The sequence below is a fragment of the Vibrio furnissii CIP 102972 genome (assembly GCF_000176175.1).
In the GTDB taxonomy this organism is placed as follows: Bacteria; Pseudomonadota; Gammaproteobacteria; order Enterobacterales; family Vibrionaceae; genus Vibrio; species Vibrio furnissii.
On sequence record NZ_ACZP01000014.1, the window covers coordinates 1,443,104 to 1,467,407 of the forward strand.

The following is a 24,304-nucleotide window of genomic DNA, read 5'->3' on the forward strand; positions in this document are numbered from 1 at the left end:
TAAGTATGAAATGCTCACAAAAATGCCAAATGAACGTCATTGAATCGTCACATAACAGGATTAGCGTAGAAAATAAATCTGGTACATACCAAATTAACTACAACTTGGAGATAACGATGAAAACCCGTTTTATGAAAGGAACTCTGGCTTCACTGGTCGCGTTATTTGCGGCGCAAGCATACGCAGCGCAAGAGGTGACGGTGTATACCGCGTTCGAAACCGACATTTTGGCGAAATACAAAACTGCGTTTGAAAAAGAGAACCCAGATATCGAAATTAAGTGGGTGCGTGATTCGACCGGTATCATGACGGCCAAACTGTTGGCTGAAAAATCAAACCCACGCGCCGAAGTGGTTTGGGGGCTTGCAGGCTCGTCCATGGCACTGCTGAAAAACGAAGGCATTTTGAAGCCATACACGCCGAAAGGTGCGAATGAACTGCGCGCTAACCTGAATGATCCGCAAGGTCAGCAGGCGTGGTACGGCAATGACGCGTTCTTCAATGCAGTGTGTTTCAACGAGGCGGTTGCCAAACAGTTGAATCTGCCAAAACCACAAAGTTGGGAAGATCTGACCAAGCCTATTTATAAGGGCCACATCGCGATGCCAAACCCCGCATCTTCGGGCACAGGTTACATGCAGGTGTCGGCTTGGCTGCAAAACATGGGTGAAGATAAAGGCTGGAACTACATGCAGCGTCTGGATCAAAACATCGCGCATTACACCCATTCGGGTTCAAAACCGTGCGTTCAAGCGGGCATGGGTGAAGTGGCGATTGGCATTTCGATGGCAAGTCGCGGCGCGAAGTTGAAAACGCAAGGCGCACCACTGGATGTCATCATTCCTCAAGGCATCGGCTGGGAATCGGAAGCGGTGGGTCTGGTGAAAGCAACGGACGCAGCAAAACGCGTGGTGGACTGGTCCATCTCCAAAGCAGCCAACGAACTGTACATTGATATGTATCCGGTCGTGGGCCATAAAGATGTCAGCAAAACCGTGGCGAACTATCCGAACGTTGAAAAAGCGATGGCGAAGATGGACTTTGCGCAGATGGGCAACGAGCGTGCCCGCGTGCTGAAAACTTGGTCTGAGAAGTTTGATGCGAAGTCTGAACCTAAATCTTAATGGGTTCATCAACGCATGATTGAGGAGGCTTCGGCCTCCTTTTTTCGTTTTTTGCGTTACATGTACGGCAATCTTTTGGCTGAATAATCGACTGACACATTCCTGTCATCTCACGTCTATAAAATCGTCACCACAGTGTCACATAGGGATTCTATATTTGGACTATACCAAATTAAGGATCTTGTTATGACCTCACAGCCTTATTTAGAAATTCACAACGTCATCAAACAGTTTGGCCAGTTTACGGCGCTCAAAGGTATCGACCTTCACATTCAGCAAGGAGAGTTTGTCTGCTTTCTTGGCCCCTCGGGCTGTGGCAAAACCACATTGCTGCGTGCAATCGCCGGATTAGACTTACCCACGTCGGGCGCCATTTTCCAAAACCAGCACGAGATGACCTTTTTGCCGCCTGAAAAGCGTGATTTCGGCATCGTCTTCCAATCTTACGCGCTGTTTCCCAATTTAACTGTGCAAGAAAACATTGCTATCGGCCTGAAAAATCAGGGACTCTCGACGCGCGAGGCGTTAGAAAAAGTCGATGAGTGGCTGGACACCATCGGTTTGCCAACTTCAGGGCAAAAGTTCCCCAATCAACTCTCCGGCGGCCAGCAACAACGTGTCGCGCTGGCGCGAGCATTGGCGCTGTCGCCCGGCTTATTGCTACTGGATGAACCTTTGTCGGCGCTGGATGCCAAAGTTCGCGCCCATCTGCGCGATGAAATTTGCCGTCTGCAACGCAAGCTTGGGATCACCACCATTATGGTGACGCACGATCAGGACGAAGCGTTAACCATGGCCGACCGAATTGTGGTGATGAACCACGGCGTCATTGAGCAGGTTGGCTCGCCTCAAGAGATTTACCAGCAACCGGCCAGCCGATTTGTGGCGCAGTTTGTTGGTCACATGAATTTCATTCCGGCGTCGATGACCACGCCGCTACAAATGCGCGTTGCCGAGTCGCTGATTAGCTTGCCTGCGATTGGCAATGCCAGTGTGCAGCAGGGCGATCACTTTGAACTGGCCGTGCGGCCAGAGCAGTTGGCGTTTGTGGAACGCAATAGCAATGCCATGCCGGTGAAGATTGTATCGCTGGAATTTCTGGGCGCGTTCTATCGTATTGAGTGCCGTTTTCAGGATGAACCGTCGTTGCCTGCGGTGCATGTGGATCTCTCGGTGCAACACGTTGTCGATAGCGCGATTCAAACCGGTGATGTGCGTCATTTGGCGATTCGCGACACCGTGGTTCAGGTCTATCCAACCCGCATGACAACGCGCGATGCTGCCTAAGGTGAGAAAGTGAAAGCTATGATTTTATCCAACGCAACCGCCGCCACATCAAGTCGCTGGTGGCAACGCATCAGTCGCGACAATTTGATTTTGGGCGTGACGCTGACCGCGCTCTTGCTGTTTATGTGGCTGTTCATCTTGATGCCGTTGTGGGCCATGTTGGTCAAATCGGTACAAAACCGCGCCGGTGAGTATGTCGGCTTGGCAAACTTTGCGACGTATTTCTCCTCCAACGCTTTGTGGCAGTCGATGGGCAACACCTTTACCGTCGGTGTGCTGGTGACGGTGGTGGTGTCGACGTTGGCATTTGGTTATGCCTACGCGTTAAGTCGCTCGTGTATGCCGATGAAAGGGCTGTTTCAAGTACTGGGCAGCGCGCCAATTTTGGCGCCTTCGTTGTTGCCCGCGATCAGCCTGATTTTTCTGTTTGGCAATCAGGGCATCTTCAAGTCTTGGCTGGGCGGTGAATCGGTGTATGGATTGATGGGGATTAGCCTTGGGTTGATCTTCTGGACCTTTCCCCATGCCTTGATGATTTTAAATACCTCGCTGCGCACGTCTGACGCGCGTTTATACGAAGCGGCGCGCGCGCTGAAAACGCCCGGTTGGAAAACCTTTCTGGTCGTGACGTTGCCCGCTGCCAAGTACGGTTTGATCAGCACGCTCATTGTGGTGTTCACGCTGGTGGTGTGTGACTTTGGGGTGCCGAAAGTTATCGGCGGGAGCTACAACGTGTTAGCCACCGACATCTTCAAACAGGTGGTGGGGCAGCAAAACTTTGCCATGGGTGCAGTCACCAGTTTGTTGCTGTTGCTTCCGGCGGCGTTGGCGTTTATCGCCGATCGTTGGGTGCAGAAAAAGCAAAAGAACTTGTTCGATACCCGCTCCGTCGCGTATGTCCCGAGTCCAAATCGCGTGCGTGATTCACTGTGCTTTCTCTACTGCCTGACGGTGTGTGGCGCGATTGTGCTGGTGTTGGGTATGGCGGTATACGGTTCATTGGTGACGTTCTGGCCTTGGAACAAAGCGCTGACGCTTAATAACTACAACTTTGCGGAGATGAGCACCTACGGCTGGAGCCCATATTTCAATTCGCTGATTCTGGCGACCTTTACCGCATTGATTGGCACGGTGGTGATTTTTCTTGGTGCGTATGGCATCGAAAAAGGCCGTGCCTTTGCGCCAGTGCGCCAACTGATGCAGATGCTGAGTGTGGTGCCGATGGCGGTGCCGGGCATGGTGCTGGGGCTGGGATACATTTTCTATTTTAACGATGCGGCCAATCCGCTCAGTGTGCTGTACGGCACCATGGCATTTTTGGTGGTGAACACCATCGTGCATTACTACACCGTGGGGCACATGACGGCGCTGACCGCCCTTAAACAACTGCCCGGGGAAATTGAAGCGACGGCGGCATCGATTAAACTGCCGCAATATCGTTTGCTGTTTAAAGTGACGCTCCCGGTGTGTTTGCCTGCGGTACTGGACATCGCTAGCTATCTGTTTATTAATGCATTGACCACCACTTCTGCGGTAGTATTTCTTTACTCAACAGACACCATCCCGGCATCGGTCTCGGTATTGAATATGGACGATGCAGGGCAAACGGGCGCCGCAGCGGCGATGGCCGTGATGATCATGGGCTCGGCGGCAGGGGCGAAAGTCGTGCATTTGGTAACCGAAAGGCTGCTGACCAAACGCACCCAAGCTTGGCGCAAACGCTAAGCCCTAAGCCCAAAGTTCAAGGTTCAAGGTTCAAAGTCCAATGACCGCGATTGAGTGATAAACGAGTAATAAGGAATCACGTGCAATACGTAAAAATTAAAGATGCCATCGTGGAGCAAATCGACGCGGGCATGCTCACCCCAAGACAGAAATTACCCGCTGAGCGAAAGTTGGCTGAGTCGTTCGATACCACGCGCGTCACGCTGCGCGAAGCGCTGTCGCTGTTGGAAGCGGAAGGGAAAATTTACCGAGAAGATCGCCGCGGCTGGTTTATCTCACCAGAGACGCTGCGCTACGATCCGTCCCAAACGCTCAATTTCACCAACATGGCATTGGCGCAAAATCGCCAACCGAACACGGAACTCTTGAGCGCCAAAGCGGTGATTGCCAACAAGCAGGCGACCAAGTTACTGAACCTCAAACCATTTTCAGATGTGTATCGCGTCGATCGAGTGCGGTATCTGGAAAATCGTCCTGTGGTGTATGTGACCAACTACATTCGCCCGGAACTGTTTCCCAATTTGCTTGATTTCGATTTGTCGAATTCACTGACGGATATCTATCGCGAGCACTTTGGCACCCAGTATCAAACCATTCGTTATCGCATCACGACCAGTTCCTTATTGGGCGAAACTGCGCAGGCGCTGCGGGCCACCGCGGGCACTCCCGCCATGGTGGTGGAGCGTGTGAACTACAACCAAAATGGCGACTTGATTGACTGCGACATTGAGTATTGGCGTCATGATGCGATCAGCATTGAATCGGTTGCGCAGTTGAGCCGTTAAAAACAAAACGAACAAGTCTGAAGGCTCCGCACGGAGCCTTTTTCTTCGAAGTAAGGAAACTGCCATGGACGTCCTGGCGATAGGGTTAGTGGTTTTTTCAGCCGTGCTGCACGCAGGCTGGAACATTCTGGGTAAAAGTCACGCCGGTTCAGGTGTCGCCTTTACCATGGCGGCCAGCCTCTCCGCGTGTTTGTTGCTGACGCCGTATCTCATTTGGTATCTCGTGACCGTTGGCTGGACAACGCTACCCCCGGCATTTTGGGGCTTGCTGCTCATCAGCGGCTTGGCGCAGATGGTCTATCTGGTAGGGCTGATCGTAGCGTATAAACACGCCGATGTGGGCGTGATTTACCCCATCGCACGCGCACTGCCGGTGATGATGGTCGGCGCGCTCAGCATGTGGCTTGGCCACACCTTAACGCAATTCCAATGGCTTGGTTTTGTACTCATCACGTTGGGATGCATGCTGGTGCCGCTCACGGGATTTCGTCAGTTTACGCCGCGCTCGTACTTCAATGTCGGGGTGTTGTGGGCCTTGGTGGCGGCACTTGGCACGACGGGCTATTCCGTGATTGATAAAGAGGCGCTACTTTTACTGACTCAAGCTGCAGGTGAGGTGCTGGGCAACTCCTACAGCGCGATTTTCTATCTGGGGGTTCAATTCTGGGCCATGGTGCTGCCGGTGATTTTGTGGTGTGTGGTGACGGGCAACCGTAAAGAGCTGCAGCGCGCGTGGCAAATCCGTAAAGCAGCGAGTATGGCCGGAGTGATGATGGCGTCGACCTACGGATTGGTGCTGTTTGCGATGACCATGACCGACAATGTCAGCTTAGTCGTGGCGCTGCGCCAAATCAGTATCGTGATGGGCTTGTTCATGGGCGTGTGGTTTCTGGCCGAGAAATGGCACTACACGCGCGGCGCGGGCGTGGTGTTGATCCTCTCCGGGATCGTTTTGACACTGGGCAAAGCATAAACGTCCTCAAGGCGCGTATTCAAACAGTGATTCCTGCCAGCCACCGATTGGAAATGTGCGCAAAGTAATAGGGACGTATTCTCATTTGTGATAGCCTCTGCGCTTCAGCTCAGATTCAATAGGTGAATCCCTCATGAAAATATTCAGCAACTTCGACAGCGGCAGCATTCACGTTGTCAGCGCGGACAACAAAGACGATATTCAACTGAAGATCCCGAACGATAACATGTCGGAGTTCTATCAATGGTTCCACTTTCGTCTCGAAACACAAGCCGAAGCATCGCACACCATCAAACTGCTCGACCTGGCCAAATCGGCGTATCCGGAAGGCTGGCAAGGCTACGATGTGGTGGCGTCTTACGACCGTGAAGAGTGGTTCCGCATTCCGTCTGAATTTGATGGCGACACCCTGACATTCACGGTGATCCCTGAGCGCAGCTCTATCTATTTCGCGTATTTTGCGCCGTACAGTTACGATCGTCACCTTGATCTACTGCACATGGCGCAAAGCGCGCACCATTGCCAGTTGAAAACGCTGGGTCATACGCTCGACGGCAACGACATGAGCTTGCTGACGTTTGGTGAACCAGACGAAGGCAAAAAGAAAATCTGGGTGATTGCGCGTCAGCACCCGGGCGAAACCATGGCCGAATGGTTTGTGGAAGGGATGATTCAGCGCCTATTGGACGACAACGACACCGTGGCGCGTGCATTGTTGGAAAAAGCGGTGCTGTATGTGGTGCCGAACATGAACCCAGACGGCGGTGTGCGTGGTCACCTGCGCACCAATGCGGTCGGTGTGAACCTCAACCGCGAATGGCAAACGCCATCGATGGAAAAGAGCCCGGAAGTTTATTTGGTGCGTGAGCGTATGCTGCAAACTGGCGTCGACATGTTCCTTGATATCCATGGGGATGAAGCGATTCCATACAACTTTGTGGCTGGTTCGGAAGGCATTCCTTCTTACAATGAAGAGCTGGCGGCACTGGAAACAGCATTCAAACAAGCACTGCTGACGATTACGCCAGAGTTTCAAGATGACATCGGCTACGACAAAGACGAAGCGGGCAAAGCGAACCTGACGGTGGGCTCGAATTGGGTTGCTGAGCAATTCCACTGCCTGTCTTACACCGTCGAAATGCCATTTAAAGATCACAACAATCATCCGGATCCGCTGTACGGATGGTCGCCAGAGCGCAGTGTGCTATTTGGTCAGGACATGCTGGCAGCCGTTCTCGCTGTGTCAGATAAGATCTAGTTCAAGCCAAATGTTGATATCGAAAGCCAGCGCCATGTTGCTGGCTTTTTTGTTTTTGTTGCTGACATCAACAGTAAGCAGACATAAAAATTAATCGGTAGCAGACATAAAAAATGGCCCGAAGGCCATTGAGGGGGGAAGTGTTGTGACACTTCTTAAGGTTCGGTTGCTTAGCTGTTGGCTTCTGCGTCTTCGCGTTTAATTACTTTGTGACCATCTTCGCTGACGCCGTTTTTCCAGTAGCTGCTGATGTAGATGTGTTCGCGGTCAATCTCTTTCTCATTGCGGAAGTATTGACGCAGCGCGCGCATCGATTCAAATTCACACGCACACCACACCGAACATTGTCCATCAAGCCAAGGCTGCGCTTTCACCGCTTCAACTAACGGCGTGCCAACACTCCAAATGACCTTGACGCCCGCTGGTGCGTTGAATGCTTGCTTGTCGTCTTCATCGTCGATTTCAATCACTGCGTAACCTTGCGTGTCGGCGCTTAAGTTTTCGAGCGTGACGGAAAGTGCAGGCAGGGCAGTCATGTCGGCTGCCATAAAGACCCAATCTGCTGCGGTATTGAGGCCTTGGCTTTTCCCTGGGCCACCGATCGAAATGGTATCGCCCACTTGAACTTGCTCGGCCCAGCGCGCTGCAAAGCCGCACGATTGGTCTTCTGTAATGTGGCGCACAAAGTCGACCACAATGCTGTTGCTTTGTGGGTCAAATTGACGAATGGTGTAAGTACGCATCAGGGGGCGAGCCTCATCGCTGAGTGTGCTGATATCCGTGCCGCCATCGGGCGTAAACAGCAGTTTGATGTAGCCGCCTTCACTCTCTTTACCAAAGTGAGCGATGGCATCGCCTTGTAGCGTGATGCGTTGGAAATGCTTAGAAATGGTTTGGGAATCTGTGACGGTTAGAGCATGGAAGCTTCGTTTTTGTGGTTTATTTTGCATAGTAGCTCATCAATGTAACGACTTTATATTGGCTGTAACCTTAACGTTAATTGCTGACTTCGGCAATGATAATTGTTGTCATTTACCTAAATTTACACTTAACACCAAATGACCCATTAAAAGTCGATATATGACCCATATCGTTTCCATCATTGAACACAATGACACAGCGACTCAACAAGAATTATCTCACAGTGCGCTCGCCAACACGCTGAATATGTTGCACTATCTCAAGGTCTCTACGCCCTCAACGCCTGAAAGGAAGGAAATCGAAGCCATGCAACACTCGCTGATTCTGGTGCTCGGAAAACGTTTGGTGAACAACCAGTTAACTGCGGAAGGAGAAAGCCGCGTCCAAGCGCTGGTGGCATGGCTTGCCGCGAAGCAGTTCGCTCAACCAATCATTGGGTTTTGCGGGGGATGTACCGACGGGCAGCAGGTGTCAGAAGCCTCTGCTATGGCTGAAGCCTTTATTCAGCAAAGCCAAAAACACGGTTTGAACCCGAATGAGATGACGCTGGTGTTGGAGCAAGCATCAACCAATACCATTGAGAATATCGAATGTATGGCGCAAACCCTGAGGGAACAAGGGATCTTTGCCGCAGGCAGTGAGATTGATGTCATTTTTGCCTCGAACGATTATCACCTCAAACGCATTTTTGAAATTCAACGTTTAATGGATGAGCAAGGGTTACTGCGTGTGCTCAAGCAGCGCTGTGCGACACAAGGATTGACGCTTCATATCGATCCGCAGCTTGAGCATCACATTTTGGCACCGTATCCCCACTGCAGCGATCGCGCGGCGCTGTTTTTATTGATGGACGAAATCACCACGTATCGTGTGTATCTCGAAGGGGTGGTTCGTGGTGTGTTTCAGCGCCCACTCGCTCAGGTTCGTGAGGTGCCGTTCAGCATTGCGGAAAACGCCATCAGCTTGGCACAAACGGTGTGCCAACAACGCGGCGAACACCCTGAGGTATTAACTGCGCTGTTTGATATCGAGCGCGCGATGTTAGACACCACCCCCGAAGCATCGGCAGATGTGGTGCAGGATGCCTTAAGCACGTTGCATCACAACTTAACCGCTCTCAATCGTCACTTTGACCCCGAGCAGTTGCCTCGAACAGCTGTTTAAGGTGTGATCAAGGTTTCAGCTTGTCGAAATTACCCCTTTTGTGACTATTTTCAAATTTGTCAAAAGCGGGATGCTGTCTAGAATTATTTCATGAGGCACTTTGATCTTGGTGCCAAATTTTGACCTTGTTTTTGGTTTCCGCATTGTTTTCACGCGGCAGTGGTGCATGCATTTTAGGGGATCAGCCCATGACAGAGAAACAGTATCGATTGGTGACACGCAGCGATTTCGACGGACTTGTGTGCGCCGTATTACTTAAAAAACTTCAACTCATCAACGACATCAAGTTCGTCCACCCCAAAGACATGCAAGACGGGAAGGTGGAGGTGACGAAGAGTGACATTGTCACGAATTTGCCGTATGTCGGCGATGCCTTCTTGGTGTTTGATCACCATCATTCTGAAACGCTGCGCAATGCCGGTGAGCGCCATAATCACATTATCGACCCTGACGCGCCATCGGCGGCACGGGTGGTGTGGGAATATTATGGGGGGCTGGACGTGTTTCCCGACCAATGGTTGGAAATGATGGAAGCGGTCGACAAAGGGGATTCTGCGCAGTTTAGCCGCGATGAAGTGTTGGATTCGACAGGCTGGAACCTGCTCAATTTTTTGATGGATGCACGTACCGGGCTGGGGCGGTTCCGCGATTTCCGCATCTCCAATTACAACCTGATGATGGACTTGATCGACTATTGCGCCAATCACACGATTGACCAGATCTTGTCGCTGCCGGATGTGCAAGAGCGCATTGGCTTGTATCGCGACCATGAAAACTTGTTTAAAGAGCAAATTCAACGCTGCGCGCGTATTCACGATAACTTGGTGCTGCTTGATTTGACCGATGAAGAGGTGATTTATGCGGGCAACCGCTTTATGGTGTATGCGCTGTTTCCGCAATGCAATATTTCGATTCATAAGATGTGGGGCTTTCAGAAGCAGAACATCGTGTTTGCCACCGGAAAATCAATTTTCGATCGCAGCTCGCACACCAATATTGGTGAATTGATGCTGCAATACGGCGGCGGTGGTCATGCAGCGGCGGGAACGTGTCAAATTCCGGTCGAGAAAGCCGAACAGGTGGAGCGCGAATTGATTTTGCAGATCACCAAAGATGGTTAAGCGATCATCAATCCATCATTGGCATGAATACGAATGATGAAAAAAGCCTGCTGCGGCAGGTTTTTTTATGCCTCACTTTGATAAAGTAAGCGCCGAAATTTCTAGAGGGACGCCATATGAGACATTTACATATTGCTACGCATCCGGAAGTGGGGCCACTGAGTCAACACCATATTCTGCAACGCAAAGCCGCACGCGCCATTGTTCTGGATGGCGAAGAGATTCTGATGCTCTATACCGAGCGCTATCACGATTACACCTTGCCGGGCGGCGGCGTGGATGAGCACGAAGACATCCTGCAAGGGTTGGTGCGCGAACTACGAGAAGAGACGGGCGCGCAAAACATTCACAACATCAAAGCCTTTGGCCTCTATGATGAGTTTCGTCCTTGGTACAAGGATGATGCGGACATCCTACACATGGTGTCGTACTGTTTTACCTGCAAAGTGGACCGTGAATTGGGGGAGACCAATTACGAAACCTATGAGATCAATAACGGCATGAAACCGGTTTGGATCAACATTCGTGACGCGATTGCGCACAACGAACAGACCATGGCAAACAGTGACAAAAAAGGCATGAGCATCGAACGCGAAACCTTCTTGCTGCGTTTAATTGCCAAAGAACTGCTCTGATTTCCCCGCTTTACCCCCATCAACTGCTGAAATCTTTGAACTATGCCGCCGCTTGGCGTGTCTATAAGGTTTCAGCAGTTTCGTAATCGATAAATTTCTCTATACTTACCCAAGTAGCTGAATTATTAATAAGAAATGTACCCGTAGAACCGAGGTGACGATGCGTTGCGCTGTCGGTTCAGTGACGGGAACAAAACCGATGACTTCTCCATCTGGCCAGATTTGTCGCTGAGTCTTGAATTGGCCGCACGGTGGAGCAGCACGACGTTAAGTAGAAGGATTCTTTCATGGGCAAAATCAAACCAATCGCGTTGGGTGTGGCACTCTCTGTCTTTAGTCACGTTTCTCTCGCCAACGTCATCGAAACCACCAGTCTGGTCGGTTTTGGTCAAGCCAAGTACCCCGATAACTTCACTCACTTTGACTACGTGAATCCCGATGCGCCGAAATACGGCAAAGTCACCTACGGTCAGGTGGGCACGTACGATAACTTTAACCGTTACGCCTCACGTGGTGTGGCGGCCGCAGCCAGCGGCGAACTCTACGATTCATTGATGTTTTCGCCCTCTGATGAAATCGACTCTTACTACCCGTTGATTGCAGAAAAAGTACGCTATTCCGACGATTACACTTGGCTTGAGCTAGACATCAACCCGAAAGCCCGTTTTCAGGACGGTGTCCCCATCACGGCGCACGATGTGGAATTTACCTTCAACAAGTTCATGACCGAAGGCGTACCGCAATATCGCGTGTATTACAAAGAGATCAAATCGGTGAAGGCGCTGAACGATAAAACCGTGCGCATTGAAATGAGTGAGCCGAACCGAGACAAACTCTTTAGCTTTGCGCAGCAAACGCGTGTGCTGCCCGAGCATTTCTGGAAAGACAAAAGCTTGTCTGAGCCGCTGAATCAACCACCGGTCGGCAGCGGCCCATACCGCGTCGCGGATTTCAAACCGGGGCAGAGTATTACCTACACACTTGATGATAACTATTGGGCAAAATCGCTGCCAGTCAATGTGGGGCGCAATAACTTCAAACAAGTGCAATACGATTATTACCGCGACGATACCGTGATGCTTGAAGCGTTTAAGGCGGGCGAGTTTGATATTCGCCAAGAGAGTCAGGCCAAATTCTGGGCAACGTCTTATACGGGGGTCAACTTCAACAATGGCTTTATTAAAAAAGAAGAGATCCCTCACAACGCACCTGCCGCCACGCAAGGGTTTGTGTTCAATATTCAACGTCCGGTGTTTAGTGATGTACGTGTACGTGAAGCGCTGAACTACGCGATGGACTTTGAATGGATGAACAAAAACATGTTCTACAGCCAGTACACGCGCACGCGCAGCTATTTCCAAAACACCGAATACGAAGCCAAAGGATTACCTGATAAGGCAGAGCTTGCGGTGCTGGATCCGGTTAAAGATAAGATTCCGCCGCGCGTGTTTACCACCGAGTTCCAGCCACCAGTGACCGATGGCAGCGGGCGTATTCGTCCGCAGATGCGTGAAGCGTTTAAGCTGCTGAAAGAGGCAGGTTGGGAACTGAAAAATAAAGTGATGACCAACGTCCAAACCGGTGAGCCGATGACGTTTGAACTGCTGATTTACAGCCCAACCTCCGAGCGTATTGCGATTCCCCTGCAAAAGAACCTCAAGTTGATGGGGATCGACATGAAGATTCGTACCGTCGACACCACTCAATACATCAAACGCCTGCGTGATCGCGATTTCGACATGGTGTCGTCGGCTTATTCAGCCAATCCGTTCCCAAGCCCGAACCTGATGATTGTGTGGAACTCACACTACATCGACTCGACGTACAACACGGCTGGCGTGACCGACCCCGTCATTGATGAATTGACCTTGCAGATTGCGCAGCATCAAGAGGATCCAGAACAACTGAAATCGCTCGGTAAAGCGTTGGACCGCATTCTGCAATGGAACTTCTACATCATCCCGCAGTGGTACACCAGCATGTACCGCGTTGCCACATGGGATAAGTTTGAACGCCCGGCTAAAATGCCAACCTATGATTTGGGCATTGATACCTGGTGGATCTCACAAGAGAAAGCCCAGAAGTTACCTGAAAAACGTCGCTAAGAGGCAGTTATGGCAGCGTATATTCTTCGCCGTTTGTTGTTGGTGATCCCAACGCTGTGGGCGATCATCACCATTAACTTCTTTATCATTCAGATTGCGCCGGGGGGCCCAGTTGAACAGGCCATCGCCAATCTGGAAGGGCATTCCAACGGCATCATGGAACGCTTTTCGGGCGGTGGTCAGGAAGTCGATATGTCGAAAATCGACAACGGCAGCCCATCGGGTTACAAAGGTTCGCGTGGGTTGGATCCCGAAGTGGTCGAGGCGATCAAACGTCAGTTCGGGTTTGATAAGCCATTGCATGAACGCTACTTCGACATGCTCAAAAACTACGTGACGTTTAACTTCGGTGAAAGCTTGTTTCGCGGTGGGAACGTCATTGATTTGATTGTCGAGCGCCTGCCGGTCTCTATTTCCCTTGGGTTGTGGAGCACGCTCATCATTTACCTGATTTCGATTCCACTGGGCATCATGAAGGCGATTCATCACGGCTCGCGCTTTGATGTTTGGTCGAGTGCGATGGTGATTGTCGGGTATGCGATTCCCGGTTTCTTGTTTGCCATCATTCTGATCATCGTGTTTGCCAGCGGGAACTACTTCAGTTGGTTTCCGCTGCGCGGCTTGGTGTCGGACAATTTCGCGCAGCTGAACTGGTATCAACAGATCATCGATTATTTCTGGCATCTGGCGCTGCCGATTTTCGCCATGGTGATCGGCGGTTTTGCGACCTTGAGTATGCTGACAAAGAACTCGTTTCTGGATGAAATCAACAAGCAATACGTTGTGACCGCGCGCGCCAAAGGGCTCGACGAGCGTCAAATTCTGTATAAGCACGTGTTTCGTAACGCCATGTTGATCATCATTGCTGGTTTTCCGAGTGCGTTTATCAGCATCTTCTTCACCGGTTCGATGTTGATTGAAGTGATGTTTTCGCTCGAAGGCATTGGCCTGCTTGGCTTTGAATCGACCATTCAACGTGATTATCCGGTGGTGTTTAGTTCGCTGTATATCATGACGTTATTGGGCTTGTTGCTCGGCATTATTTCGGATCTCACCTACACCTGGGTTGATCCGCGCATTGATTTTGAGGCCCGTTAAATGGCGCTGTTAAAGAAGAAAGTGAATCCGCTGAATGCCGCGCGCTGGCAGCGGTTTAAATCGAATCGGCGCGGCTTTTATTCGTTGTGGATTTTTGCACTGCTGTTTTTCATCAGCTTGTTTGCCGAAGGCATCGCCAATGACAAACCGCTGTTTATTTCCTATGACCATCACTGGTATTTCCCGGTGATGGAGCAGTACGCGGAAACCCGTTTTGGCGGCGAGTTTGAAACCGAAGCCGATTACACCGATCCATACGTCGTCGACCTGATTGAAGAGAAAGGGTACATCATTTGGGCGCCGATCCGGTTTAGCTACGACACCATCAACTATGACATCGTTGGCTCTGTTCCTTCGCCCCCCGATGCCGTGAACTGGTTGGGGACCGATGACAAAGGGCGTGATGTGCTCGCACGCATCATCTATGGTTTTCGTATTTCGGTGTTGTTTGGTTTTGTGTTGACCATCGTCTCGTCGTTCATTGGTGTGGTGGTCGGTGCGACGCAAGGCTATTACGGCGGTTGGTTGGATCTGTTTGGCCAACGCTTTATCGAGGTTTGGTCTGGCATGCCAACGCTGTTCTTGTTGATCATTTTATCGAGCTTTGTTGAACCCAATTTTTGGTGGTTGCTGGGCATCATGGTGCTCTTTAGTTGGATGAGCTTGGTGGGCGTGGTGCGCGCCGAGTTTCTGCGTTGTCGTAACTTTGATTATGTTCGCGCTGCGCAAGCGATGGGTGTGAGTGATTCCCGCATCATTCTGCGCCACATGTTGCCGAACGCGATGGTCGCCTCATTGACGATGATGCCGTTTATTCTGTCCGGTTCGGTCACCACGCTGACCTCGCTTGATTTCCTCGGTTTCGGCTTGCCCGTGGGGTCACCGTCGCTGGGGGAACTGTTGGCACAAGGGAAGGCGAATTTGCAGGCGCCTTGGCTTGGCATTTCGGCTTTTGTCGTTTTGTCGTTGATGCTGACGTTGTTGGTTTTCGTTGGTGAAGCGGTTCGCGATGCGTTTGACCCACATTTGCAAAGGAGAGGCTAATGAGCGACACATTACTCACGATTGAAAACCTCTCGGTCGGTTTTGGGCGCGCTGGCGCGATTGAACCGGTGACGCATCAGGTGTCGTTATCGATTCGAAAAGGGGAAACATTGGCGCTGGTGGGCGAAAGTGGTTCAGGAAAATCGGTGACGGCGAACGCGATATTGAAGCTGCTGCCTAAAGGTTCGGCGCATTATCTGGACGGGAAAATCGATTTTGCAGGAACTGACACGCTGGCATGCTCTGAGCGTCAACTGCGCGGCATTCGCGGTGGCCGAATTGGCATGATCTTCCAAGAGCCGATGGTGTCACTCAATCCGCTGCACAAAATTGGCAAACAGTTGGTGGAAACGTTGGCAATTCACCGCGGTATGCGCCAGAAAAAAGCAGAATCGCTGGCCATCAGTTGGTTGGAAAAGGTGGGCATTCGTAACGCCCACATCAAGATTAACGCCTATCCGCATGAACTTTCTGGCGGTGAGCGGCAGCGTGTGATGATTGCGATGGCGCTCATCAACGAACCTGAGCTGCTGATTGCTGACGAGCCGACCACCGCGCTCGATGTGTCGGTGCAGGCGCAAATTCTCGATTTGCTCAAATCACTGCAACATGAATTGGGCATGGCAATGCTGTTTATCACGCACGATCTCAGTATTGTGCGCCGGATTGCTGACCGTGTCGCGGTGATGCAAGACGGGCGTTTGATTGAAGAGAACGAATGCAAAGCGTTGTTTGCGTCGCCGCAGCATCCTTATACCAAACTGCTGATTGAATCGGACCCGCGGGGTTTGCCTGTTGCTGCCGATCATCAAAGCCCAGTGCTACTGAAAACTGATCGGTTGAAAGTGTGGTTTCCCATCACTGGCGGTTTATTTAAGCGTACCGTGAGTCACATCAAAGCCGTGACCGACATGCAGTTTGAGCTGCGCGAAGGTCACTCTATTGGTTTGGTTGGCGAGAGTGGTTCGGGAAAATCCACCACCGGCATGGCGATTCTGAAACTGGTGCACTCAGAAGGCGTGATTGATTACGCAGGGCAGGACATTCAGCAACTTGATCGCAAAGGCATGCTACCGTATCGCAGCAAAATGCAGGTGGTGTTTCAAGACCCATTCTCAGCGTTGAATCCAAGAATGTCGGTTGCTCAGGTGATTGGTGAAGGGCTGCATGTGCACACCGATTTCAGCGATGAACAGATTGATAACGCGATTTGTGAGGCGATGCGTGAAGTGGATTTGGATCCTGAGACGCGTCATCGCTATCCGAATGAATTTTCCGGTGGCCAGCGCCAGCGCATTGCGATTGCCCGCGCGTTAGTGCTCAAACCCGAATTTATTTTGCTGGATGAGCCGACCTCGTCGCTGGATCGCACGGTGCAAGCGCAAGTGTTGGATCTTTTAAAATCACTGCAAGAGAAATATGGCCTGACCTATCTGTTTATCAGCCACGATCTGAATGTGGTGAAATCACTGTGCCATTACACCATCGTGATGAAGCAAGGGCAGATTGTCGAGCAGGGCGCGACGCAAACCCTGTTCCAGCATCCTAATCACCCTTATACCCAAGAGTTGGTGCGACTCTCGTCGTTCTAATGCTTCGTCGTTCCAGACCCTTGTGTTCAGCCCAAGAAAAGCCCGGTTAATCCGGGCTTTTTGCTGCATGTGACATCAGGCTGACTTGGGGTGAATGGTCAACTCGGTAAAACCGGTGTGCGCATCGTACTCGCGATCAAACGCCAAATCCGGATAGTCGTGCACAATCAACTCCGCCGTGGTGTTGACGAGATTTCCGTCCAGCAAATGACCGCCCAAAACCTTGCCTTGAGAATCAGCGACTGCAATGTGCAGGTGCAGATGATGCGGCGTTAAGGTGCCCATCAGCGAGACAATTTCAAACGGCGCTTGCAGCGATAACGTTGAGGTGCTGTCGGCGAGGCGAATGTTCAGGTGCGATAAACAGCCCGCGCATGAGGCAATCGAACCCGCTGTTATACCGTGCGCCTGCACCAATGCCATGATCGATTGTTTTAAATCTGCACCTCGTGTGAGGCGTGTGGCCCGCACCTTTACCATCTGAATGCCCCTTGAATTGATGAGATTGAATCAGTTGAGTCGAATTAATTGAAGTAGCGTGGTAGTCGCTTGGTCTAAGTCGTCAAAGCGTTTGGCTTTACCCAGCACGCGCATGCCTTGTAGTTGGGTTAGGATCAATTGGGCAAGCGCTTTAGGCGCGATAGCAGGGGAGATCTGTTGGTCGCGCTGCGCATTGTTGATGGCGTGCGCGAGTAGTGCAAGCAGCTCATCAAACAGCATTTGCCCTTTATCCAACACCTTGTCGTCATGGCCCGCGTGTTCAACCAGCGCGTTTTGAATGAAGCAGCCGCAACTGCGTTTGCGTTGTAGTGCGGTAAACTGATTGAGGAATGTCTCAATGGCGCTTAACGACGCACCATCTTCCCGTAACGCGCTCAACCCCGGCAAGGACACGGTGTTGAGGTATTGGTCCAACGCTTCGTAGTAAAGGTTCTGTTTATCGCCAAAGGTGTTGTAGAGGCTGAAGCGGTTGATTTGCAGCGCATCCACCAAATCGGAAATCGCCGTATTGGCGTAGCCGCGCTGCCAGAACAACTCCATGGCCTGAGTCAGTTTCTCATCGCGGTCAAAATTACATTTTCGAGCCATGGATTATTCCCTACAAATTCATTCTTGACTGATCGTTTAGTTAACGGGTAGAGTCTAACCTAAACGATCGTTCTGAAAAAGAGATAAAAGGGAAGTTTTATGAAGCTATACGAAACTGCCGTCACGCCAAGTTGCCGTCGCGTCAGCATTTTTCTTAAAGAGCTGGGTGTGGAAGTTGATCGCGTTGCAATGAATGTACGCGACGGGGAAAATTTGACGGATGCGTTCAAAAATAAGAGCGTGAATGGCAAAGTTCCGATGTTAGAACTGGATGATGGCACGACCTTGTGCGAGAGTGTCGCCATCTGCCGATACTTCGATGAATCGACGCCCAATGAACTGCATTTATTTGGCCGTAGCGCGTTGGATAAAGCGCAAGTCGAAATGTGGCATCGCGTGACCGAGTTCCAAGGGTTGTATGCGGGTTTTCAGGCGTTTCGTAATCTGTCTGGCATCTACAAAGACCGAGAACAGTGTGTTTTTGCGTGGGGCGAAGAGAGCAAAGCGCGTGTCGCCAGTTTTCTGCCGCAATTGGATGCGCGTCTCGCGGTATCAACCTATGTGGCAACTGAATACTTCACGATTGTAGATATCACGGCATTTATCTTTATCGGTTTTGCCGAAAAGGCTTTGGAACTCAACCCGTTAGCGCAATACCCAAATATCGCGCGCTGGTTTGAGCAAATTCAACAACGTCCAGCCTTTCAGTAATCTTCTGTCAGAGGTTGTAAGTCGTGTCCTACGGCTTATGACCTTGATCAATGAAACACCGTTTTAAGTCTGAACTTTATATCAGAATAGTCCTACATTCAAAGAAAATATCCTGTAAATACAGTGCATTAGTCTTTTTGTTTATGGGTGCCCACATTTGACATTCTTTCCGTAAATTCTATTCTTGCGCCGTCTGCCAGTTACAACATCGAGACGGAAGTGAAACAACTACTTATCTCCTTAATCATCTCTGCTTTTTCAAGTTCAGCATATTGTTTGAGTATGCCTGCGCTTGCGTTTTCTGCTGGGCATACGGGAGCGAATTCACTGACCGTGGCGATGTTACAGCATCAATTGGATGGACAAGACCCCTTAAAAGACATCAATACCGATTATATTGAAGCATTAGCGCGCGAGATCGGGTTTACGCCCAAGTACAAGCTGTTTTCGGATATGGCGTCGCTTGAGCGTGCCATCGAGAGCCAAAAAGCGGATGTCGCCGTCGGCGTTTTTGCAGGTGATCGCAGTCATTTGGTTTACAGTGAGCCGCTGTATGCCAGCTCGACCGCCGTGTGGTATCGCAACCAGAACCTTAGCCATTGGGCGCCCGATTCATTGACTTGGGGCTGCATCAAAGGTGCGGTGTATTGCGACCAACTGGCGGACATGGGCTTTTTACACGTCATTGAAGTGCCAGATTTCATTAGCCTGTCGAATGACCTAGAAGATGGCAAAATTGATGCGGTGCTGGAAAGCTACAGCTCGTTGCTGACATCGGTCAAACATCCGCTGAATACCTTGGGTCAGATTGACCTGCCTGCGTGGGGCAAACCACAGCAGGTGCGTATTGCGGCGTCTTCTCATTTCAAAGCGTTGGTCGAAGAAATCGACAACGTTCTCAGTCGTCAGGGCGATCAGTCGCTGATACGTTCGTCGAACCCTTATCACCAAGTGGATATGGCGGCGCTGAATTACAAAGACGCCGGCCTGAAACCCATTCGTTATTCCGCGTGGAACGACGCGTACCCGCTGTTTTATCGCAATCGTGATGGCCATTATGGTGGCTACCTGAACGACATGTTGAAACTGATTGAAGCAAGAACCGCGTTCAACTTCGATTACGTACCAGCAACCGAGGGGTTAGGCCCTGTCGAGATGCTGAAATATGGCGAGATTGACGTGTTACCGATGGTGGTCAAAGGCGTAAACAATCCGAGCTGGATGTATGTGACCGACACCATGATGTCGATCACGTATAACCTCATCGAACTACCGGGCGTGAAGAAAGCGGACGACGCAGAGGTCGGCGTGCTGTTTTCAGACAGCCCGACGTATCAATATGTGAAAGATCAAGTGTTTGGTGAGCATCTGGCGACGTACACCAGCGTGATCTCACTGATTCACGATCTGGAAGATGGCAAGCTCACTGGTGCGTACATTCGCCACGATATCCTTGAATACCTGCTGTCGCAGCGCGGGGAAGATCGCTTCGTGGTGCACAAAGGCAAAGACAAGGTAATCGAAATCGCGATGGCGATTCGCGGCGACAACACTGAACTCAAAGGTATTTTGGCAGGCATGCTGGCCTCGGTGGATGCCAACGACATCATGCGTCTTCAAAACAGCTACAGCCCATTCAACATCGTGTATGGAGTGGATAAATCGCTGGTGGTAACCGGCTCAGCCATTCTGACATCTGTTTTGATGCTGCTAGGATTCATCGGGTTTCTTTGGAGCAAAAACCTGAAGCTGAAAGTCTCGATTCAAGAGCGCGATGCACTGCACAGCAAAGAGCAGTTGGCGCTGTTGCAACACGTCATTAATGGGTTACCTAATCGTATTTTTATTCATGACGCACACTATCAATTGCTGCTGACCAATTGTCAGGGCGCAGGGCCGGGGGCATGTTCACCGTGCAGCATGCGCGCCGAAGCGGCAAATTCGGCGTGTTTGGTTGAAAACGTGGCCGAGTTTAATACGGTTCTACAAGGGCAAACGGTGACACGACATGACGTCGATGTGACAGATTGTCCAAGCGGTATGAACACCGTGAATTATCGTCGCACGCAGCTACGAGGCGGGGAGAATGATGAGAAATTCATTCTGACCGTGGTGAACGACATTTCGGCGCAAAAAGAGCAAGAGCGTCATCTGCGTCAGGCAAAAAATGTGGCGCAAAAAGCAGTACTGTCTCGCGAACGGTTTTTGGCCAGCATGAGCCATGAGCTGAGAACACCGATTGCTGGCATGGTGGGCTTGCTGGAGATGCTGAAAATTCGTGAAACCAATGAAGACACACGACTGATTCTTAATAACGTCATGTCATCGGCGCATCACTTGCACCTGTTGGTCAACGATATTCTTGATTTCTCGAAACTCGAAGCGCAGCAACTCGAACTTGATTCAGTCAAGTGTTACTTGCTGCATGAGATCGGTGAGTTATTGCGTGTGCACTGTACGGCGGCGCGCGAAAAATCACTGGATTTTCACGTGAACTGGACACCGGGCCGAGTGAAGACCGTTATCGTCGATTCGCTCCGCCTGCGTCAGATCATCAATAATTTGCTCTCAAATGCGATCAAATTTACCCAGTCAGGTTTTGTCAGTGTCGATATCGATGTGACAGAGCGTGACATGGTGATGAATATCAGTGACTCCGGCGAGGGCATGTCTCCTGAATTTCTAAAAACTGTCTTCGATCCCTTTGTTCAGGCTGACTCCACGATTGCACGCCGATACGGCGGCACGGGCTTAGGGCTGGCGATTGTGCATGACCTTGTGAAAGTCATGAAAGGGGACATCACCATCGACAGTGAACAAGGAAAAGGCACCAGTATTCAGGTGACCATTCCGATTCAAGTGGAAAGCTATTTTAAAGCACCGTTGTCAGAGACGCCTGTGCACTACCACGGAAGCCATCCTTTGATTGAACAGTGGCTTCACGCGTGGGGTGTGAAAGCAGAGAACAATGCGTCATCAGGCGGTATTGATGTGTATGACGACGGACAAACCGTGTCGAACGATCGTCCTCGTGATATGACGGTGATCCTGCGCAACAACATGAATGGATTCAGTTTACGTGCCAACAATGTGGTTGAACTGAGCGTGAGCCCATTCTTCCCCGATTTACTACGGAATGTCCTCAAAAAGGTCTCTGACAATGAACCCGACGAAGAGGTCGTAACCGGCCAATTGGTCGGTCATATCCTTGTTGCCGAGGACAACCCGATTAACCAACTGGTGATTAGCCGTCAATTGGCGTCTTTTGGCCTGAGTGTGGAGGTGGTGAGCAATGGTCAAGAAGCGTATGACCAAATCAAAAATCACCCTGACCACTTCGATTTACTCCTGACGGATTGTCACATGCCGGTCATGGACGGGTATCAATTGGCAAGTTTAGTGCGCGACCATTTTCCGCAGTTTTCCAACAAAGCCATTATTGGCTGTACTGCGGAAGACTCCCGTGTCGCCAACGAACGTGCATTGCTTTCCGGCTTCGACACGGTGCTTTACAAGCCGTACGGGCTAAATCGCTTATATCAAATTTTGGCGGAATTTCTGCCCAATCGCAGTGACGAGAGCGAATCAAGCTGGTGGCAAGCCTATGAGCCTCAAGACGCGAAAATGTTAGTTGAGGTTTTTATTAGCAGTATGCAAGACGACCTGGGTTCATTGCTGTCCCAACGCATGGATCCCAAACAAGTCAAAAGCTTAGCCCACCGCATTAAAGGTGGCGCGGGTACCGTTGGGGAGCACGACATTCGTTTGGCTGCAGAGCACTTAGAACAGTGCGCGAGCCGTGGTGCTCAAGCGTACGAGACTGAATTGGACCAACTGGTTCAGATTATGACATCAGCGATTCAACGCGCGGAGGAGTGGCTTCATGAACATTGATTCTGCATCTCAACTGGTTTTAGTCGTTGATGATTGCCAACTTCATTGTGGTGTGCTCAAGGTGGTGATTAGCCAACTTGGCGTCACTCAAATTCATGTAACTCACAATGGCCGTGACGCGCTGGAGCTGTGCGAAAAATTTAATTTCGACTTGATCATTTGTGATCTGGAAATGCCGGAAATGGATGGCTTGGCGCTGCTGAGTGAATTGGCGGAGCGTCAGTATACCGGACGGTTGTGTTTGTTGAGCGGACATGACGAAAACATCCTTAAGCTGGCAGCGATGATGTGCCAGCAACTGGGACTGGATTTGGTGGCATCGCTACCCAAACCGGTCACATCGGAGTGCCTGAAATCGGTGTTACAAACCGTAGGCTCCCCGAACACCGAAAAATATTGCGCCAAAACGCTGCCCTCGCTATTTGTTGACGATTTGGATGAGGCATTTGAGCTCGGGCATTTGCGCAATGTGTATCAACCGCAATGCCGTTTCAAAAATGGGGTGGCTGGTGGCTATGAAGCGCTTATTCGTTGGTATCACCCGGAATATGGCGTGTTAACACCGTATTTGCTGTTGCCACTGATCGAGCAAGCCAATTGGCATAACCGCTTGTTCTTTTATGTGTTGCAGCAAGCGCTGAATGATTTTTCGAAAGCGAAGTTTCTCGGAACGGTATCGGTGAACGCAACCCATACAAATTTTGCTGACCCCCAATTTGCAAAACGCGTGTTGGAATGCTGTCGCGAGCGTGGATTTAATCCCAGTCGCCTGATTATCGAACTGACAGAAATGGAGGTTTATCAATATGACTCGGTCATGGTGGAGAACTTTGCCCGTTTAAGACTCAACGGTGTAGAGCTGGCCATCGACGATTTCGGTGCCGGTTATTCATCGCTGCTGAAATTGGCGGATCTACCGTTTACCGAGATGAAGATTGACCGCGCACTGATTGTGTCTAGCCATAAAGACACACGGAAACGCGCGATACTGAATGTCATCGTGAGAATGGCAAAACAACTAAACATGCGTCTTGTTGCGGAAGGCGTTGAGGATAGTGATACATGGAGGTTTTTGAACCTGCTGGGCATCGACCTATGTCAGGGCTATTACACTGGGAAGCCGCGTCCCATTGAGCATTTTAATGGTAGTGAATTAAGTCATGTATAAAACAACAAAATCTGGTCTTACTGGTTTGGTTCTTGATGACCACCCTTTGGTATGTATGGCGATGAAGCAGATTCTAGACCGCAATCCCCGTTTTACGGAAGTGCTGGTGGAAAGTGATCCTTTCGTTGGAGTTAAAAAACTGCGCCAAACACAAGTAGATTTTCTGATTTTGGATGTCAATCTGGTTAAGCTGGACGGTTTCGAAGTGCTACGCCGGCTGAAACTGCAAGGATTCACAGGTAAGACATTATTTGTATCAGCGAGTGAAAGCCGTTTGTATTCTGAAACTGCAATGCGCGTCGGCGCGGATGGCTATATCAGTAAATCTGAGGATTTGTCGATCTTACAAGATGCCGTGGAGTGCATTCTAAATGGTTATAGCTTTTTCAAAGTAACCACCGATACGAAATCCATGGATGTTGAACTGTCGAAACAAGAACTCGCGGTGTTCCGTTTTCTTGTCGATGGTAAAAGTAATAAAGAGATCGCAGAAATATTATCGCTCAGCCCCAAAACGATCAGTACGTATAAAAGCCGTATTCTTGATAAATATCAGGTGAATTCGATTGTTGAACTGATGAGTTTGAATGATAGCGTTATTAACTGAGTT

General features: G+C 50.5%; 20 protein-coding genes. 17 read left to right on the top strand and 3 right to left on the bottom strand.

Going from position 1 to position 24,304, the window contains the following annotated elements; all coding sequences use genetic code 11:
* The first annotated feature begins 116 nt into the window (after positions 1–116).
* The 6 genes from VFA_RS16815 (at position 117) to VFA_RS16840 (ending at position 7,152) form a co-directional block, all read left to right on the top strand.
* The gene (locus VFA_RS16815) at positions 117–1,124 is read left to right on the top strand and encodes a putative 2-aminoethylphosphonate ABC transporter substrate-binding protein (RefSeq protein ID WP_004728050.1); all 1,008 of its coding nucleotides are present in this window, start codon (positions 117–119) and stop codon (positions 1,122–1,124) included.
* Between the two features lie 186 nt (positions 1,125–1,310).
* Positions 1,311–2,411, top strand: a complete 1,101-nt coding sequence (locus VFA_RS16820) for a putative 2-aminoethylphosphonate ABC transporter ATP-binding protein (RefSeq protein WP_004728051.1) — start codon at positions 1,311–1,313, stop codon at positions 2,409–2,411.
* Between the two features lie 18 nt (positions 2,412–2,429).
* Positions 2,430–4,136, top strand: coding sequence for a putative 2-aminoethylphosphonate ABC transporter permease subunit (locus VFA_RS16825; RefSeq protein WP_050780279.1), 1,707 nt, complete (start codon positions 2,430–2,432; stop codon positions 4,134–4,136).
* An 80-nt stretch (positions 4,137–4,216) separates the two neighbouring features.
* Complete coding sequence (gene phnR, locus VFA_RS16830; RefSeq protein ID WP_004728053.1) at positions 4,217–4,921, top strand: phosphonate utilization transcriptional regulator PhnR; 705 nt, start codon at positions 4,217–4,219, stop codon at positions 4,919–4,921.
* Between the two features lie 64 nt (positions 4,922–4,985).
* Entirely contained in the window at positions 4,986–5,894 is a 909-nt protein-coding gene (locus VFA_RS16835; RefSeq protein WP_004728054.1) for an EamA family transporter, read from the top strand.
* Between the two features lie 133 nt (positions 5,895–6,027).
* Positions 6,028–7,152, top strand: coding sequence for a M14 family metallopeptidase (locus VFA_RS16840; protein WP_004728055.1), 1,125 nt, complete (start codon positions 6,028–6,030; stop codon positions 7,150–7,152).
* 170 nt (positions 7,153–7,322) lie between these two features.
* On the opposite strand, the gene VFA_RS16845 is transcribed toward VFA_RS16840, so the two are convergent.
* A complete protein-coding gene (locus tag VFA_RS16845) occupies positions 7,323–8,102 on the bottom strand; it encodes a siderophore-interacting protein (protein ID WP_004728056.1) in 780 nt (259 codons plus the stop codon).
* 130 nt (positions 8,103–8,232) lie between these two features.
* Here VFA_RS16845 and VFA_RS16850 point away from each other — a divergent pair, with 130 nt between their 5' ends.
* From VFA_RS16850 to VFA_RS16880, 7 genes are all read left to right on the top strand, one after another.
* Entirely contained in the window at positions 8,233–9,237 is a 1,005-nt protein-coding gene (locus tag VFA_RS16850; RefSeq protein ID WP_232281739.1) for a YdcF family protein, read from the top strand.
* 188 nt (positions 9,238–9,425) lie between these two features.
* Positions 9,426–10,358 (top strand): exopolyphosphatase, encoded by a 933-nt coding sequence (locus tag VFA_RS16855; protein WP_004728058.1) that lies wholly within the window; start codon positions 9,426–9,428, stop codon positions 10,356–10,358.
* Positions 10,359–10,474: 116 nt separating this feature from the next.
* Positions 10,475–10,993: an NUDIX hydrolase gene (locus VFA_RS16860; protein WP_004728059.1), complete on the top strand. Its 519-nt coding sequence runs from the start codon at positions 10,475–10,477 to the stop codon at positions 10,991–10,993.
* 287 nt (positions 10,994–11,280) lie between these two features.
* On the top strand, positions 11,281–13,098 hold the full coding sequence (locus VFA_RS16865; protein ID WP_004728060.1) for an extracellular solute-binding protein: 1,818 nt from the start codon (positions 11,281–11,283) through the stop codon (positions 13,096–13,098).
* A gap of 9 nt (positions 13,099–13,107) precedes the next feature.
* Positions 13,108–14,196 (top strand): microcin C ABC transporter permease YejB, encoded by a 1,089-nt coding sequence (locus VFA_RS16870; protein WP_004728061.1) that lies wholly within the window; start codon positions 13,108–13,110, stop codon positions 14,194–14,196.
* A complete protein-coding gene (locus tag VFA_RS16875) occupies positions 14,197–15,240 on the top strand; it encodes an ABC transporter permease (RefSeq protein ID WP_004728062.1) in 1,044 nt (347 codons plus the stop codon).
* Complete coding sequence (locus tag VFA_RS16880) at positions 15,240–16,832, top strand: ABC transporter ATP-binding protein (RefSeq protein ID WP_004728063.1); 1,593 nt, start codon at positions 15,240–15,242, stop codon at positions 16,830–16,832. The genes VFA_RS16875 and VFA_RS16880 overlap by 1 nt, the downstream gene beginning before the upstream one ends.
* Positions 16,833–16,907: 75 nt before the next feature.
* On the opposite strand, the gene VFA_RS16885 is transcribed toward VFA_RS16880, so the two are convergent.
* Both VFA_RS16885 and VFA_RS16890 read right to left on the bottom strand, forming a co-directional pair.
* Positions 16,908–17,312: a PPC domain-containing DNA-binding protein gene (locus VFA_RS16885; protein ID WP_038152112.1), complete on the bottom strand. Its 405-nt coding sequence runs from the start codon at positions 17,310–17,312 to the stop codon at positions 16,908–16,910.
* Positions 17,313–17,342: 30 nt separating this feature from the next.
* Positions 17,343–17,921, bottom strand: coding sequence for a TetR/AcrR family transcriptional regulator (locus tag VFA_RS16890; RefSeq protein ID WP_004728065.1), 579 nt, complete (start codon positions 17,919–17,921; stop codon positions 17,343–17,345).
* Positions 17,922–18,020: 99 nt separating this feature from the next.
* Here VFA_RS16890 and VFA_RS16895 point away from each other — a divergent pair, with 99 nt between their 5' ends.
* The 4 genes from VFA_RS16895 to VFA_RS16910 all read left to right on the top strand — a co-directional run bounded on the left by VFA_RS16895 (position 18,021) and on the right by VFA_RS16910 (position 24,301).
* Positions 18,021–18,632 (top strand): glutathione S-transferase family protein, encoded by a 612-nt coding sequence (locus VFA_RS16895; protein ID WP_004728066.1) that lies wholly within the window; start codon positions 18,021–18,023, stop codon positions 18,630–18,632.
* Between the two features lie 282 nt (positions 18,633–18,914).
* The gene (locus VFA_RS16900; RefSeq protein ID WP_004728067.1) at positions 18,915–22,526 is read left to right on the top strand and encodes an ATP-binding protein; all 3,612 of its coding nucleotides are present in this window, start codon (positions 18,915–18,917) and stop codon (positions 22,524–22,526) included.
* Complete coding sequence (locus VFA_RS16905) at positions 22,516–23,694, top strand: EAL domain-containing response regulator (protein ID WP_004728068.1); 1,179 nt, start codon at positions 22,516–22,518, stop codon at positions 23,692–23,694. The genes VFA_RS16900 and VFA_RS16905 overlap by 11 nt, the downstream gene beginning before the upstream one ends.
* The gene (locus VFA_RS16910; protein ID WP_014257260.1) at positions 23,687–24,301 is read left to right on the top strand and encodes a response regulator transcription factor; all 615 of its coding nucleotides are present in this window, start codon (positions 23,687–23,689) and stop codon (positions 24,299–24,301) included. The genes VFA_RS16905 and VFA_RS16910 overlap by 8 nt, the downstream gene beginning before the upstream one ends.
* The last annotated feature ends 3 nt before the right edge of the window (positions 24,302–24,304 follow it).

Bases quoted from the DNA above. Each gene is read 5' to 3' on its own strand.
- VFA_RS16875 (WP_004728062.1), top strand. From the start codon at position 14,197: ATGGCGCTGTTAAAGAAGAAAGTGAATCCGCTGAATGCCGCGCGCTGG.
- VFA_RS16845 (WP_004728056.1), bottom strand. From the start codon at position 8,102: ATGCAAAATAAACCACAAAAACGAAGCTTCCATGCTCTAACCGTCACA.
- VFA_RS16895 (WP_004728066.1), top strand. From the start codon at position 18,021: ATGAAGCTATACGAAACTGCCGTCACGCCAAGTTGCCGTCGCGTCAGC.
- VFA_RS16850 (WP_232281739.1), top strand. From the start codon at position 8,233: ATGACCCATATCGTTTCCATCATTGAACACAATGACACAGCGACTCAA.
- VFA_RS16835 (WP_004728054.1), top strand. From the start codon at position 4,986: ATGGACGTCCTGGCGATAGGGTTAGTGGTTTTTTCAGCCGTGCTGCAC.
- VFA_RS16870 (WP_004728061.1), top strand. From the start codon at position 13,108: ATGGCAGCGTATATTCTTCGCCGTTTGTTGTTGGTGATCCCAACGCTG.
- VFA_RS16900 (WP_004728067.1), top strand. From the start codon at position 18,915: ATGCCTGCGCTTGCGTTTTCTGCTGGGCATACGGGAGCGAATTCACTG.
- VFA_RS16825 (WP_050780279.1), top strand. From the start codon at position 2,430: ATGATTTTATCCAACGCAACCGCCGCCACATCAAGTCGCTGGTGGCAA.
- VFA_RS16840 (WP_004728055.1), top strand. From the start codon at position 6,028: ATGAAAATATTCAGCAACTTCGACAGCGGCAGCATTCACGTTGTCAGC.
- VFA_RS16905 (WP_004728068.1), top strand. From the start codon at position 22,516: ATGAACATTGATTCTGCATCTCAACTGGTTTTAGTCGTTGATGATTGC.
- VFA_RS16860 (WP_004728059.1), top strand. From the start codon at position 10,475: ATGAGACATTTACATATTGCTACGCATCCGGAAGTGGGGCCACTGAGT.
- VFA_RS16910 (WP_014257260.1), top strand. From the start codon at position 23,687: ATGTATAAAACAACAAAATCTGGTCTTACTGGTTTGGTTCTTGATGAC.
- VFA_RS16890 (WP_004728065.1), bottom strand. From the start codon at position 17,921: ATGGCTCGAAAATGTAATTTTGACCGCGATGAGAAACTGACTCAGGCC.
- VFA_RS16815 (WP_004728050.1), top strand. From the start codon at position 117: ATGAAAACCCGTTTTATGAAAGGAACTCTGGCTTCACTGGTCGCGTTA.
- VFA_RS16885 (WP_038152112.1), bottom strand. From the start codon at position 17,312: ATGGTAAAGGTGCGGGCCACACGCCTCACACGAGGTGCAGATTTAAAA.
- VFA_RS16820 (WP_004728051.1), top strand. From the start codon at position 1,311: ATGACCTCACAGCCTTATTTAGAAATTCACAACGTCATCAAACAGTTT.
- VFA_RS16855 (WP_004728058.1), top strand. From the start codon at position 9,426: ATGACAGAGAAACAGTATCGATTGGTGACACGCAGCGATTTCGACGGA.
- VFA_RS16865 (WP_004728060.1), top strand. From the start codon at position 11,281: ATGGGCAAAATCAAACCAATCGCGTTGGGTGTGGCACTCTCTGTCTTT.
- VFA_RS16880 (WP_004728063.1), top strand. From the start codon at position 15,240: ATGAGCGACACATTACTCACGATTGAAAACCTCTCGGTCGGTTTTGGG.